The organism is Leifsonia sp. TF02-11, from assembly GCF_017565305.1.
GTDB lineage: Bacteria > Actinomycetota > Actinomycetes > Actinomycetales > Microbacteriaceae > Leifsonia.
Window position 1 is genome coordinate 18,984 of sequence record NZ_JAGEKP010000020.1, and the last position, 12,953, is coordinate 31,936.

Consider the following 12,953-nt stretch of genomic DNA (forward strand, 5'->3'; position numbering starts at 1 on the left):
CGTCGCTGATCGGCCCGGCGTTCTGGCTAGAATTGCCCCGGCCATCCGGGGAGGTCGGTCGAGGGCTTCTCCCGAAGCTCTCTTCCAGCCGCCTGCGTGGTCAACGTACAGTGAGCACGAAGGCAAACGAAGGGCAGCCGATGTCGAGCAGTTCCCCGTCTGGCGACAAGGCGCGGGGCAACGGTCCTGCTGCTCAGGACCGTCCGTCTCCGACGATCCTCCCCGACGAGCTCTCCGGGGCCGTCCCGCCGCGGGTGCGGCCGAGGGAGCCCGTCCCGATCCCCGGGCAGGCGCAGCCCGTCGCCGCCCACGAGGTGCACGGCGGCCGGTTCAAGCACTGGCTGCTGCGCGGGATGGTCGACGAGAAGGGCACCCAGCAGGGGCCGCACGGTCAGCATCCCGAGCACCTGCACTCGTGGTGGCGCGTCATGTGCCTCACCGGTCTCGACTACTTCTCGACCCTCGGCTACCAGCCCGCCATCGCCGCCCTCGCGGCCGGCTTGATCTCGCCGTTCGCGACCCTCGTGCTCGTCGCCCTGACGCTGCTCGGCGCGCTCCCGGTGTACCGCAGGGTCGCCAACGAGAGCTTCCGCGGCTCGGGTTCCATCGCCATGCTCGAGCGCTTCCTGCCGTGGTGGGCCGGCAAGCTGTTCGTGCTCGTCCTCCTCGGCTTCGCCGCGACCGACTTCATGATCACGATCACGCTGTCCGCAGCGGACGCGACGGCACACGCCATCGAGAACCCGTTCGCGCCGTCGTGGTTCCACGGCAACAACGTCATCATCACGCTCGTGCTGCTCACCCTGCTCGGCGCGGTCTTCCTCAAAGGCTTCCGGGAGGCCATCGGCATCGCCGTGGTGCTGGTCGGCGTCTACCTCGCGCTGAACGTCGTGGTGGTGTCCACCTCCATCGTGCAGGTGTTCCAGCATCCCACCGCGATCGACGACTGGTGGAACGCCATGTTCCAGCAGAACGGCAACCCGTTCCTCGTCGTGGGTGTCGCGCTGCTCGTGTTCCCCAAGCTCGCGCTCGGCCTCTCCGGCTTCGAGACCGGTGTCGCCGTCATGCCGCAGATCAAGGGCAAGCCGGACGACGACCCCAACCACCCCGTCGGGCGGATCCGCGGCGCGCACAAGCTGCTGACCACGGCCGCCATCATCATGAGCGTGTTCCTCATCACCTCGAGCTTCACGACGACGCTGCTGATCCCGCAGAAGGAGTTCCAGGCGGGCGGCTCCGCCAACGGCCGCGCACTGGCCTACCTGGCGCACGAGTACCTCGGCAACGGTTTCGGCACGGTCTACGACATCAGCACCATCCTCATCCTGTGGTTCGCCGGCGCCTCCGCCATGGCGGGCCTCCTCAACCTGGTGCCGCGCTACCTCCCCCGCTACGGGATGGCGCCGCAGTGGGCGCGCGCTGTGCGTCCGCTGGTCCTGGTCTTCACCGCCATCGCGTTCCTCATCACCCTGATCTTCGACGCGAACGTCGACGCCCAGGGCGGCGCCTACGCGACGGGCGTCCTGGTACTCATCACCTCGGCGTCGCTCGCAGTGAGCCTGTCGGCGTGGCGCAAGAAGCAGCCCAAACGCACCGTCGTCTTCGCGATCATCACCGCGATCTTCGTCTACACCACGGTCGACAACATCATCGAGCGGCCCGACGGTCTGCGCATCGCGACCCTGTTCATCCTGGGCATCCTGATCGTGTCGATCGTGTCGCGCATCGGACGCTCGTTCCAGCTGCGAGCGACCAGCGTCACCTTCGACGTCACGGCGCTCGACTTCATCCTGGAGGACGCTGAGGAGGGCGAGATCCGCATCATCTCGCACGAGCCGGATGTCGACACGACCAAGGAGTACGAGGAGAAGAACAAGGACGAGCGCAAGTACAGCCACATCCCGCAGCGCTCGCGCACGATCTTCCTCGAAGTCCTCAAGTCCGACTCCTCCGACTTCGAGGAAGACCTCGTCGTCCACGGCGTGGTGAAGTACGGCTACCGCGTGCTGCGCGTCACGAGCGGCAACGTGCCGAACACGATCGCCGCCGTCCTCCTCGAGATCCGCGACGTCACCGGAGTGGTGCCGACGGTCTACTTCGAGTGGACGGAGGGCAACCCGATCTCGAACATGTTCCGCTACCTCATCACCGGCGTCGGCGAGGTCGCGCCGGTCACCCGTGAGGTGCTGAGGGAGGCCGAGAAGGACGTCAAGCGGCGCCCCGCCGTGCACGTGGCCTGACCGTACCCCCGCCACTGTGGCACGATGTGCCCATGGACTCGCACGCGATCTTCGAGACGATCGGCATCGCCTTCGAGTTCGTCGGCGTCGCGGCGCTGGCGATCGGCTTCGTGGTCGCCCTCGTCATCGCGCTCACCGTCTGGATCCGCACCCGAAACGGCACGACGGCGTTCCGCACCCTGCGGGAGGCGTTCGGCGGCGTGATCCTGCTCGGGCTGGAGCTGCTGGTCGCGGCGGACCTGGTCAAGACCGTGACCTCGCAGCCCACGCTCACCGACGCACTCGTGCTCGGCATCATCGTGCTCATCCGCACCATCCTCAGCTTCTCGCTGCAGGTGGAGATCGACGGAGTGGCGCCGTGGCGCCGCGCGCTGGTCACCGGTCCGGAGGTGCTGGCGCACGCAGCGAAGAAGGCCGCGAGTGCCGGCCCCGGGCCGGACGCGCCCTCGGCATCCCCCGGGATCTGACGCCGCGCCGCGCGCTCAATCGCGCGCGGCCGCGCGCTCCGCGTTGCGCTGCTTGACCCGGGCGTTCTCGGCGCGCACCTGCGCCTGGGTCGCCCGCTCGGCCACCAGCCACGCGGGAGGCTCGGCGAGGAGCGCCTTGATCTGGGCCGTGGTCAGCGGCTCGGTCACGCCGCCGCGGGCCAGGCCGGAGTTGCTCACGCCGAGCTTGCGGGCGACGACGTCGCGCGGGTGCGGGCCGTCGGCGCGCAGGTCGACCAGCCAGGCGGGCGGGTTCGCGTTCAGCTCGTCGAGCTCGGTGCGGCTGATGTCGCGGTCGCGGAACTCCTCCGGCGCCGCCGACAGCAGGATGCCGAGCTTCTTGGCTGCGGTGGCCGCCTTCATGGTCTGGGCTTTCATGTGTTCAAGGGTATCGTCCGCCGGCGCTCCCGGCCGTTCGATACCCTGGCCTGCATGGCCTCCCGCTTCACCCTCGCGTTCCCGCTCGGCGTCACGATCGGCAAGTGGACGCGTGTCTTCGCCGAGCGGCAGCCCGATGTGGAGCTGGTCGCCGCGCCGTCCGCCGATCCGTTGGCGGCGCTGGCGGCGGGCGAGGCCGACATGGTGTTCGCCCGCGACGCCGAGGCGGCGGACGACCGGCACCTCATCCCGCTGTACTCGGAGGACGTCGTGGTCGTGATGAACCACGAGCACCTCCTGACGCTGGAGGAGAAGCTGCACCTGGCCGATCTCGACGGCGTGCAGCGGGTCGAAGGCGAGCCGTCCGAGGCGCTGATGCGCGAGGTCGCGACGGGCGACGGCATCGCCCTGATGCCGGCCTCGGTCGCCAAGGCGCTGCGTCGCAAGGACGTGGAGGCGATCCGGCTGGAGGACGGCCCGGTCTCTCAGGTGGGTCTGACCTGGCCCCGGGAGGGCCAGCATCCCCTCGTCGACGAGTTCATCGGCATCGTGCGCGGCCGAACGGCGCACAGCTCGCGCAACCCCGAGGTGGCCGCCACGCAGTCCGCACAGGCGACGCAGGATGCCAAGGCGGCCAAGGCCGCGAAGGTGGCGTCCACGCAGTCGGCGCGGGCCGCGAAGCAGGCGAGGCGGGCGGCGGCGGCGAAGCGGTCGTCGGGCAAGCGCCCGCGTCCCAAGCGCTGACGGCCGCGCACCGGCGGCGTGTTCCGCCAGTGGGCCGCGTGGCATGGGCGGGACTTCGGCAGAATGGGATCATGACGGCCAACGACGGCACGACGACCCTCACGACCGATCTCGGCACCAGCATCGGGCGCGCGGCCCAGAGCGCCGTCTACCGCGCCGGCGTGATCGGGGGGCGCCCCGCCGTCCCCGTCGCCTTCCCCGACGTGGAGCGCGCCGCCCGCCGCCGCCTGTCGCGCGCCGCGTACGCCTACATCGCCGGCTCGGCCGGCCTCGAGCGCACCGACGCCGCCGACACCGCCGCCTTCGGCCGGCACCGCATCGTGCCGCGCGTGCTCCGCGATGTCTCCCGTCGCGATCTCTCGATCGAGCTGTTCGGGCGCACCCTGCCCGCTCCCCTGCTGCTGGCGCCGATCGGTGTGCTCGAGCTCGCACGCAGGGGCGGCGACGCCTCCGCTGCGCGCGCCGCCGCGGCGCAGGGGGTGCCGTTCACGATCTCCACACAGGCCTCCGCACCGATGGAGGACATCGCAGCGGCGATGGACGCGACCCGTCCCGGCGCGCCGCGGTGGTTCCAGCTGTACTGGAGCTCGTCCCGCGCACTTGTCGCCAGCCTGGTCGCGCGGGCGGAGGCCTGCGGCTGCGAGGCGATCGTCGTCACCCTCGACACGCATGTGCTGGGTTGGCGGCCACGCGACCTCGCGCTCGGCTACCTGCCGTTCAGCCGAGGGCTCGGCATCGCCCAGTACACCAGCGACCCGGTGTTCCGCGCTCTCGTGCGCGAGCGGATGTCGGCCGCGGGGCCGCGCGAGCGCACGCCCGTCACGCCGGCGGCCGTCGCGTCGTTCGCCAGCATCCTGCGGCACCATCCCGGCGGCCTGCGGGAGTCCCTGCGCTCGGGAGAGCCGCTGGCTGCGGTCGAGACGTTCCTCGACGTGTTCGCCGACCCGTCGCTGGGCTGGGACGACCTGGCGTTCCTGCGCGAGCGCACACGCCTGCCGATCGTCCTGAAGGGCGTGCTGCACCCCGACGACGCCCGGCGCGCGGTCGACGCGGGTGTGGACGCGGTGCAGGTGTCGACCCACGGCGGCCGCCAGATCGACGGCGAGATCGCGGCGCTCGACGCGCTGCCCGGAGTGGTCGAGGCGGTCGACGGCCGCCTCCCCGTGCTGTTCGACAGCGGGATCCGCGGCGGAGCCGACGCCGTCATCGCACTCGCGCTCGGTGCGCGCGCCGTCGCGATCGGGAGGCCGTACGCCTACGCGCTCGCGGTCGCAGGCGAGCGCGGAGTGCGCGAGCTGCTCAGGAACGTCCTGGCGGAGCTCGACATCACGCTGGGCCTCGCGGGAGTCCGACGCGCAGCCGATCTCGACCCGTCCGTGCTGGTGAGCCGACGCTGAGCGTGTCGCCCGGCGGGGCCGCACTCTAGACTCGGGTCATGGCCGCATCGACCTCCGTGTCCGCAGGTCAGGTCGTCGTGCTCGTCCAGCACTGGCCGGATCCGGTGCCGCCCGCCGAGCTCCCGGTCCGCGGCCCGCTGCGGACGACCAGCCGCGTCGTGCTCGTGGCGCTCCTCGTCCTCGCCGCCGCGGTGGCCACCGGAGCGATCGTCGCGCTCTGGATGGCGGAGACCCCCGGCTGGTGGTTCCCCCTCCTCTTCACCGTGGTGTTCATCGCCCTCGTCGTCGCACTGTGGATCGGCTTCGTCGGCGCAGTCGTCCAGAGCTCCGAGCGGGTTCGCGCCCGTGCGCGCTGGGCCGACGCCGCCGGCCGTGTCGAGCGGCTGGACGGCGTGGTCTCCGCGCGGACGGTCTCCACCATCGAAGACGGCGGTGTCGACAGCTTCATCCTGGTCGTCGACACGGCGGAGGGAACGGTGTGCGCACGGTGGGAGCGACCGACCGCGCGATCGCGGATGCTCCTCCAGACCGAGGTGCCGGGTGTCGGCGCACGCGCACGCGTGTGGCGGATCCGCGAAGCGGACGACGACGGACCCGTCGTGGTCGAGGTGCGCGATCCCTCGGTCGAGGGCGGCGGCACGGCCTAGGCGACGGCCGCCGCGATCACCGACAGCAGCGCCTGCGCGTACGCGGTCGCCGCATCGTCCTCCTCGAAGAACCGCTCTGCGCCGTCGAGTTCCAGCGTCACCCGATAGCCGTCAGGGGTGCGTGCGAGATGCCGGAACGATCCGCCGAGCAGCTCCCGGAGCTGATCCTCGCGCGGGATCCACAGTGCGTCTTCGACCGCGAGCGAGTCGAGAGCCCACTCGGTCGTGCCGTTGAACCCCAGGATCGTCCCGGTGTCGAAGTGGTGCGGCTCGATCGTCATCTCGCTGACGGTGAACCGCTCGCCCGCCATCCCCGGCCGGTCGATCGCGAAGGTGTCGCCCGATGCCGGCTGCCAGCGCAGCCCGGCCCCGCGCAGCAGGCGTGCGAGGTCGTCGTCGATCATGCTCGCTCCTCTCCTCAGTCCGTGACGATCACGATCTTGCCGCGCACGTGCCCGGCCTCCAGCCGCCCGTACGCCTCCGCCGTCCGCTCGATCGGGAAGATGGAGTCGATCGGCAGCATGAGCTCGTTGCGCGCCAGGAGGTCGGCCAGCTCGGCGAGCTCGGCGTTGCCCGCCGCGCGGCCGCCCACCGTGCGCGCGCCGCGCGCGGAGGGTCCGAACGCGGCGATCGTGTTGATCCGCTCGGGCGGGACGCCCAGTTCGAGCGCGGCGTCGATCGTGTCGGACCCGTGGTTGTCGAGCACCGCGGTCACCCGCGTGCCGTCGTCGAGGACCTCCCGGACGCGCTCGGCGAGGCCCGGCCCGTAGGCCACCGGGGTGATGCCGAGCGTCTCGAGGAACTCGTGGTTGTCCTCGCTCGCGGTGCCGATGACGGTCGCCCCGCAGTGCACGGCCAGCTGCGCGGCCAGCACCCCGACGCCGCCGGCCGCCGCGCTGACCAGCACCGTGTCGCTCTCTCCCAGGTCGAGGGAGGCCTCGCTGGCCATCGCCGTGCGGCCGACGACGCCGAGCGACCCCGCGACCTCGAAGGTCAGCGGGTCGGGCTTCTCGATGATCTGGCCGTCCTCGGGCACGACCACGAAATCGGCGATCGCGGCGAACGGGGCGGTTCCGAGCACGGCCTGGCCAGGCTGGAAGCGCGAGGCGCCCTCGCCGACCTCCTCCACGAACCCGGCGAAGTCCTGACCCATCCCGCTCGGCAGGGTGACGCCCATCCGAGCGGCGGCCTGCTCGCTGCGGTAGGCCTTGTAGTCCATCGGGTTCAGGCCGGCCGCGAGCACCCGCACGAGGACTTGACCCGGGCCGGGCCACGGCCGTTCCCGCTCCACGAGGTGGAGGTAGTCCCGGGATCCGAACTCCTCGAGCTGGATGAATCTGGGCACGGCCGCTCCCTTCGTCTCGTACGCAGGAGCCTAGACCCGTGCCGCCCTCGATTGCAGGGACGCTGGCCGTCCTCTCAGCGAAGGGCGGCGACGATCGAGGCGACCGTGGCCTCCAGCGCGCCGTTCGCGTCGACCCCGTGGCGCCGTTGATCACGACGAGGCGCGCCACGATCAGCCGAAGAGGAGCGCTGCCTCTTCGTAGCGCGCCGGGGGGACCGTCTTGAGACCGCCGGTGGCGTCGGCGATCGACACGTTGACGACGTCGGTGCCGCGCAGCGACACCATCGAGCCCCAGCGGCCCTCGTAGGCGGCATCCACCGCTGCCATGCCGAGGCGGGTGGCGAGCACGCGGTCGTAGGCGCTCGGGACGCCGCCGCGCTGCATGTGGCCGAGGACGGAGGCGCGCGATTCGATGCCGGTGCGCTCCTCGATCATCGGGGCGAGCATCTCGCCGATGCCGCCCAGGCGCGGGCGGTTGAAGGCGTCGAGGCCCTTGTGCGAGTGCGCCTCCTCCATCGTGTCGAGGTGGAAGCCCTCGGAGACGACGATGACCGGCGCACGGCCGCGGTCGCGCACCGACTCGACCCACTCGCAGATCTGCTCGATGGACTGCGGCTGCTCCGGGATGAGGATGGCGTGCGCTCCGCCGGCCATGCCCGAGTGCAGGGCGATCCAGCCGACATGGCGGCCCATGACCTCCACCACCATGCAGCGCTGGTGCGACTCTGCCGTGGTGCGGAGGCGGTCGATCGCCTCGGTGGCGATCTCGACCGCGGTGTCGAAGCCGAACGAGTAGTCGGTCGCGGCGAGGTCGTTGTCGATGGTCTTCGGCACGCCGACGATCCTCAGGCCGGCGTCGGTGAGCCGTCGGGCTGCGGTGAGCGTGCCCTCGCCGCCGATCGCGATGATCGCGTCGATGCCGTTCTCGTCCATCATCCGCTGGATGTTCTCCGGACCGCCCTTGTCGCCCTCGAACGGGTTGGTGCGGCTGGAGCCGAGGATCGTGCCGCCCTGGCGCGAGAGCCCGCGGACGCTGTGCCGGTCGAGCGGCATGATGTCGCCCTCGACGACGCCGCGCCACCCGTAGCGGAAGCCGGCGAACTCGGAGCCGTACACGCGGTCGCCCTTGAGGACGGCGCCGCGGATGACCGCGTTCAGTCCAGGACAGTCGCCACCGCTCGTGAGGATGCCGATCTTCATGCTGCTCCGTTCTTCGGTGCGCTGCTGTGCCTGTCAGAGCGCGCCGTCTGCTCGTGTTTGACGCCCCTGTGCTGCATTGCACCCCTGAGCATCATGCCCGACGCATACCGGAGCACCAAAATCCAGCCGGTTGCGCGTCAGAGCCCCAGAGCGCGCTGGAGCTTCGACCCGCTCGCCGAGGGACGGGCTCCCGCGGCCAGCAGCTCTGCCTCGATGCCGTCGAGGAGGGCGGTGCGCCGCTCCCGCGAGTCGGGCGCACCGCTGAGCAACTCCACTTCCCACTCCCGCCACGCGTCGCTCGCGCCCGTGCGGAGGTTCTCGCTGTGCACGTGGTCGTCGCACAGTTCGGCCAGCTCGAAGCCGGCCGCGTCGGTGAGCACCCTGGTGTCGCGCACGTTCGTCACACGCGCGACCGGCACCAGCCGGCCGTCGCCGAGTTCGTCGCCGATGACCTCCAGCAGGTCCGCGGGAGGCTGCACGCCGTCGCCGAGCGGCCAGTGCAGTTCGGTCCGGCCCTCCTCACCCGGCGGCAGCTTGACGTGCCAGCCTTCGTCGGAGCCTCCGCGCCGCGCGCGCACGGCGATGCGCTGTCTGGCGAGCCGCAGCTCCTCGGTGTCGTAGTAGGTCGCGACGAGCTCGGCGGTCTGCGGCTCACTCTCCACGGCCACGGCCCCGACGCCGACGAGATGGGGGGTGGGGAGGTCGGCGTCGACGTCGTACTTGCGCTCGATCTCGAGCTGGGAACGGTGCTTCGCCATGTCCCCTGTCTAGTCCACTTCTGCCGAGTCGCGAAATCACGCCCTCGTGTTCGAGCTCGACGGAGCGGTCGCGCCGCGGCTGGACTCTCGTGCCGGCACAGCGTGCGAGGTACTCTGCTGCCATGAGCGACACCGAGCGCGACCAGGAGGACGACGACTTCGTCGAGGCGCAGGAGGGCGACTACGAGCCGAAGGCCGTCATCCACGACCCGGACGACCTCCCCGTCGACGACGACGAGGACGACGACCGCATCCTGCCCGACGACGAGCGGCCGGTACCGCTCGACCCCGACGACGCCGAGATCGCCTGAGTCCAGACGGTCACTCGCCCAGCGCGTCCTCCAGCAGGTGGATGAGGGCGTCCAGCTGCACCGAGTCGGCGGAGCCGATCTCGACGTCGCTGCCGTCGAGCGCGCGCGCCGCCAGCCCCTGCTTGGAGTCGATCAGCTCGGCGATCTTGGAGTCGATCGTCTGCGCGGCGATGATCCGCCACGCCGTGACCGGCTCGTCCTGTCCGATGCGGTGCACGCGGTCGATCGCCTGCGTCTGCTCTGCGGCCGTCCACGAGAGCTCGGCGAGGACGACGTTGGAGGCGGCCTGGAGGTTGAGCCCGACGCCCGCCGCCGTGAGCGAGCAGACCGCGACAGCGACCTCCGGGTCGTTGTTGAACGCGTCGATCTCCTTCTGCCGTGCCAGCGCCGTCTGGTCGCCGCGGATCGAGATCGTCTTCAGATCCCGGGCGGCGAAGGCCTCTTCTGCGGCGTCCATCACGTCGATGTGCTTGGCGAAGAACACCACCTTGCCGACCGACCGGGCCAGCTGCGCGGTGTAGTCGGAGGCCAGCCCGGCCTTCGCCTGGCCGATCTTGCGGACCATCGTGAAGACGTTGTCGCCGGTCTTGGCCGACTTCGACTCCTCCAGCTCCGACTGGGCCACCAGGCGGATGAGGTGCGTGCGGTGGGCTTCGTCGTCGCCGTCGAACGAATCGGGTCGACCGGCCGCCGCGGCGCGCTGGAAGCGGGCGACCAGACGGGCGGCCAGCTCCTTCTCCGCCTGCTTGATCGAACGTCCCAGATCGTCGTCCAGCTCGACGGGGAGGTCGACGACACGGCGGCTCGGGAGGTCGGCCGCGACGTCGACCTTGCGCCGGCGGACGATGCCGAGATCGATGACCGACTCGCGAGCTGCGGCGTAGAAGCCGAAGTCGGCGGGGGTCAGCCCGGTCTCCTCCAGGCTCTCCATCAGCTCGGCGGTGGGCTTGTTGCCGTCGATCCAGCCGAGGAACTGCCAGATCGCCTTGAAGTCGTCGATGTCGTTGATCAGCGGCGTTCCGGTGAGCGCGATCAGCAGCGGGTCCGCCGCCTTGTCGCGGATCGCCTCTGCCAGGCCGAGCACGAGCCGGGAGCGCTGGGAGTGCAGGTTCTTGATGAAGTGCGCCTCGTCGACGACCATGCCCTGGAAGCCGAGCGTGCGCAGCCAGGAGAGGTGCCGGTCCAGCACCTCGTAGTTGACGATGACCACATCGGCGAACGCGTCGAGCCCTTCGCCGTCGCCGTGGATGACGGTGGCCCTGCGGTGCGGCGTCCAGCGTTCGACCTCGCGCGCCCAGTTCATCTTCACGACGTTCGGCACGACGGCGAGCAGCGGGTAGGCGTTCGCCACCGACGCGGCGAGGACCGACTGCGCCGTCTTGCCGAGGCCGGGCTCGTCGGCGAGGAGGAACCGGCGGTGCCCCTGCCGGACGCTCTCGATGAAGCGGGACTGGTGGTGCATGAGCTCCAGCCCCGGAGGCGAGTAGCGGTCGATCAGCGGAGCGGGCGGGAGCTCCATGCTCGCGGCTTGGCCTCCCGCGCCGTACTCGAACGACTTGAAGAGCGGGCCGAGGAGCTCCCAGGAGTCGAGGCGGCGTCGCGGCGCGGCGGTGGGGGCGGTAACACGGCTGAAGTCCGGCGCGAGGAACGGGTTGGACAGCTGCCTGGCCTTCACCGATGCGGGAACGACCTGCTTCTCGGCCAGCTCGGGTGGGATGACGCTCTCGGGCGCGGCGGGCCGCTCCACCGTGATGATGAGGTCGTCGGGGCTGAGCTCGGTGCCCGACTCCAGCAGCCAGTCCCTCCGGATCTTCTGGGCCGTGGCCGTCGGCGGCGCCTCGCTCTCGAGGAGCGAGATGAGGGAGGTGTCGCGCGCGGCCGTCTTGGCGAGGATCGTCGCGATGCCGTCGAGCCGCTTGAGCTGCTCGGCACGGGAAGCGTCGCTCAGCTCGGGGTCGGCCTTGGCGCGGGCGCGCTCCTCGCGCATGAGGAAGGCGATCACCTGGAACTTGGTGCGGTTGGTCGGACCGAGCTTCTTGCCGTCCGCCGCCTTCGCCTCCACCTCGCGCACCTTGCGCGCGAGCACGGGGATGAGCCCGTCGTTGTTGGCGTGACGGTTGCGCCGCTGCTGTTGCTGCGGGCGGCTGGCCGTGCGCTGATTCGATGTGCGCTGACCCGACGTGCGCTGACCCGATCGAGACATGGTCCTCCAGTGGAGGCGCCGCGCGCTGACAGAGGACGCGACGCCGTAGAGCGTGAGGGCCGGCGGTGCGGCGGGGTTCGGAACCGAGTGGTCCGTACCGAGCATCGACGAACGCCGGGCGCACGACGCAGGACGGCCGTGCAAGGCCTATTTTACCGTATGGGACGGCCTCAGCGGCGTGTGTCCGCGGGAATCTTGATGGTGAGTCCTGCCACGACGAAGACGACGGCCGCCGCGAGGCTGAGCACGGCCAGCGCAGGGGCGAGTCCGGGGATCGGCCAGATCGGGTTCCAGAGCACGGCGATCGGGATCAGCCCGACGAGCCACCACCGCCGCTTCGCCTGCCAGGCGAACACGCAGAGGATCAGCGCGAGGACGCAGACCGCGTACTGCACCCAGACGTACCACGGTTCGAGGCCGAGGCCGAACAGCAGCGCGAGCGCACCGATGAGTCCTGGCGCGAGGGCGGCGCGGTTGTAGGCGGGCGGCTGCGGGGTGTAGGGCACCCCACAACTCTAGTGATCCGTCACTGGAGGAGCGGCACAGACCGAGATAGTCCGCGCCCCCGGGACGAGACCTCCCCGGGGGCACGGACAGCGTGTTCGCGGACTACGTCTCAGAGCGCTCCACGGCGGAACAGGAACGCGCACGGCGGCGCGTCCGATCCCACGCGGACGATGACGGCGGAGTGCGACGCGAGCTCGACGAACGGCTCGAGGTCGAGCCGCGTCATCGGGATGCGGCGGAGTTCCGCATCCGAGGCGATGCCGTTCACCGCGAAGGCGACGTCGGGGACGTCGTAGGGCTCGCCGGCCAGGTCGAGGAAGACGATCGGCGACGGGTCTGCGGTGTCGAGCGGAAACACACTGAGGATGGCTTCGGCGGCCGCTTCAGTGGTGACGTCCTCCCCCAGGTGGACGATAGGCGTGGTCAGTGATTCCTCGGGATAGCCGCTGCCGACAAGGGTAAGCGTGTCGCCATCTTGCATCGAGTCGAGCGCGCTCAGAAGCGCACCGGACAGCAGCGGGCTGAGGTTCTTCAGCAAAGTCGGGCCTTTCCTGTAAAACGAATATTTCTCAACCCCTGTAGGGAGGATAGACCCGGCAGTATGTCCTCCCCCACCCCCCGTTAGGGGGTGTCTCGATGACGCGCCGTGTCGCCTCCTGGCGCGGATCCCCGCGATCTGATACGTCTGCATGAATACCGCAGTATATGATCTTTTCTCATTATGCGCCGCTGTGAATA

General features: G+C 70.5%; 14 protein-coding genes. 6 read left to right on the top strand and 8 right to left on the bottom strand.

Going from position 1 to position 12,953, the window contains the following annotated elements:
- Positions 1-353: 353 nt before the first annotated feature.
- Together JNB50_RS19890 and JNB50_RS19895 are read left to right on the top strand one after the other, a co-directional pair.
- A complete protein-coding gene (locus tag JNB50_RS19890; protein ID WP_243768749.1) occupies positions 354-2,240 on the top strand; it encodes an amino acid transporter in 1,887 nt (628 codons plus the stop codon).
- Positions 2,241-2,272: 32 nt separating this feature from the next.
- Positions 2,273-2,707, top strand: a complete 435-nt coding sequence (locus JNB50_RS19895) for a DUF1622 domain-containing protein (protein ID WP_208041887.1) — start codon at positions 2,273-2,275, stop codon at positions 2,705-2,707.
- 15 nt (positions 2,708-2,722) lie between these two features.
- On the opposite strand, the gene JNB50_RS19900 is transcribed toward JNB50_RS19895, so the two are convergent.
- On the bottom strand, positions 2,723-3,103 hold the full coding sequence (locus tag JNB50_RS19900; RefSeq protein ID WP_208041888.1) for a DUF5997 family protein: 381 nt from the start codon (positions 3,101-3,103) through the stop codon (positions 2,723-2,725).
- A gap of 54 nt (positions 3,104-3,157) precedes the next feature.
- Between JNB50_RS19900 and JNB50_RS19905 the strand changes: the two genes are divergently transcribed.
- The 3 genes from JNB50_RS19905 to JNB50_RS19915 all read left to right on the top strand — a co-directional run bounded on the left by JNB50_RS19905 (position 3,158) and on the right by JNB50_RS19915 (position 5,891).
- On the top strand, positions 3,158-3,847 hold the full coding sequence (locus JNB50_RS19905) for a LysR substrate-binding domain-containing protein (protein WP_208041889.1): 690 nt from the start codon (positions 3,158-3,160) through the stop codon (positions 3,845-3,847).
- Between the two features lie 71 nt (positions 3,848-3,918).
- Entirely contained in the window at positions 3,919-5,244 is a 1,326-nt protein-coding gene (locus JNB50_RS19910) for an alpha-hydroxy-acid oxidizing protein (protein WP_208041890.1), read from the top strand.
- A 38-nt stretch (positions 5,245-5,282) separates the two neighbouring features.
- Positions 5,283-5,891 (top strand): hypothetical protein, encoded by a 609-nt coding sequence (locus JNB50_RS19915; protein ID WP_208041891.1) that lies wholly within the window; start codon positions 5,283-5,285, stop codon positions 5,889-5,891.
- Here JNB50_RS19915 and JNB50_RS19920 read toward each other — a convergent pair.
- The 4 genes from JNB50_RS19920 to JNB50_RS19935 all read right to left on the bottom strand — a co-directional run bounded on the left by JNB50_RS19920 (position 5,888) and on the right by JNB50_RS19935 (position 9,194).
- Entirely contained in the window at positions 5,888-6,295 is a 408-nt protein-coding gene (locus JNB50_RS19920) for a hypothetical protein (protein WP_208041892.1), read from the bottom strand. The two genes, JNB50_RS19915 and JNB50_RS19920, sit on opposite strands and share 4 nt — an antisense overlap.
- Before the next feature lie 14 nt (positions 6,296-6,309).
- Entirely contained in the window at positions 6,310-7,236 is a 927-nt protein-coding gene (locus JNB50_RS25845) for an NADP-dependent oxidoreductase (RefSeq protein ID WP_208041893.1), read from the bottom strand.
- A gap of 171 nt (positions 7,237-7,407) precedes the next feature.
- Positions 7,408-8,436 carry a 6-phosphofructokinase gene (locus JNB50_RS19930; RefSeq protein WP_208041894.1) on the bottom strand — a complete coding sequence of 343 codons (1,029 nt, stop codon included), beginning with the start codon at positions 8,434-8,436 and terminating at the stop codon, positions 7,408-7,410.
- Positions 8,437-8,573: 137 nt separating this feature from the next.
- Positions 8,574-9,194 (bottom strand): CYTH domain-containing protein, encoded by a 621-nt coding sequence (locus tag JNB50_RS19935; RefSeq protein ID WP_208041895.1) that lies wholly within the window; start codon positions 9,192-9,194, stop codon positions 8,574-8,576.
- Positions 9,195-9,316: 122 nt separating this feature from the next.
- On the opposite strand from JNB50_RS19935, the gene JNB50_RS19940 reads away from it, so the two are divergent.
- The gene (locus JNB50_RS19940; RefSeq protein ID WP_208041896.1) at positions 9,317-9,505 is read left to right on the top strand and encodes a hypothetical protein; all 189 of its coding nucleotides are present in this window, start codon (positions 9,317-9,319) and stop codon (positions 9,503-9,505) included.
- Positions 9,506-9,515: 10 nt separating this feature from the next.
- On the opposite strand, the gene JNB50_RS19945 is transcribed toward JNB50_RS19940, so the two are convergent.
- The 3 genes from JNB50_RS19945 to JNB50_RS19955 all read right to left on the bottom strand — a co-directional run bounded on the left by JNB50_RS19945 (position 9,516) and on the right by JNB50_RS19955 (position 12,753).
- Positions 9,516-11,708, bottom strand: a complete 2,193-nt coding sequence (locus JNB50_RS19945; protein WP_208041897.1) for a DEAD/DEAH box helicase — start codon at positions 11,706-11,708, stop codon at positions 9,516-9,518.
- A gap of 170 nt (positions 11,709-11,878) precedes the next feature.
- Entirely contained in the window at positions 11,879-12,214 is a 336-nt protein-coding gene (locus tag JNB50_RS19950) for a DUF6804 family protein (RefSeq protein WP_208041898.1), read from the bottom strand.
- Between the two features lie 110 nt (positions 12,215-12,324).
- A complete protein-coding gene (locus JNB50_RS19955) occupies positions 12,325-12,753 on the bottom strand; it encodes an RbsD/FucU domain-containing protein (RefSeq protein ID WP_208041899.1) in 429 nt (142 codons plus the stop codon).
- Positions 12,754-12,953: the final 200 nt, after the last annotated feature.

Bases quoted from the DNA above. Each gene is read 5' to 3' on its own strand.
- JNB50_RS19920 (WP_208041892.1), bottom strand. From the start codon at position 6,295: ATGATCGACGACGACCTCGCACGCCTGCTGCGCGGGGCCGGGCTGCGC.
- JNB50_RS19935 (WP_208041895.1), bottom strand. From the start codon at position 9,194: ATGGCGAAGCACCGTTCCCAGCTCGAGATCGAGCGCAAGTACGACGTC.
- JNB50_RS19905 (WP_208041889.1), top strand. From the start codon at position 3,158: ATGGCCTCCCGCTTCACCCTCGCGTTCCCGCTCGGCGTCACGATCGGC.
- JNB50_RS19900 (WP_208041888.1), bottom strand. From the start codon at position 3,103: ATGAAAGCCCAGACCATGAAGGCGGCCACCGCAGCCAAGAAGCTCGGC.
- JNB50_RS19930 (WP_208041894.1), bottom strand. From the start codon at position 8,436: ATGAAGATCGGCATCCTCACGAGCGGTGGCGACTGTCCTGGACTGAAC.
- JNB50_RS19940 (WP_208041896.1), top strand. From the start codon at position 9,317: ATGAGCGACACCGAGCGCGACCAGGAGGACGACGACTTCGTCGAGGCG.
- JNB50_RS19915 (WP_208041891.1), top strand. From the start codon at position 5,283: ATGGCCGCATCGACCTCCGTGTCCGCAGGTCAGGTCGTCGTGCTCGTC.
- JNB50_RS19945 (WP_208041897.1), bottom strand. From the start codon at position 11,708: ATGTCTCGATCGGGTCAGCGCACGTCGGGTCAGCGCACATCGAATCAG.
- JNB50_RS19895 (WP_208041887.1), top strand. From the start codon at position 2,273: ATGGACTCGCACGCGATCTTCGAGACGATCGGCATCGCCTTCGAGTTC.
- JNB50_RS19910 (WP_208041890.1), top strand. From the start codon at position 3,919: ATGACGGCCAACGACGGCACGACGACCCTCACGACCGATCTCGGCACC.
- JNB50_RS19890 (WP_243768749.1), top strand. From the start codon at position 354: ATGGTCGACGAGAAGGGCACCCAGCAGGGGCCGCACGGTCAGCATCCC.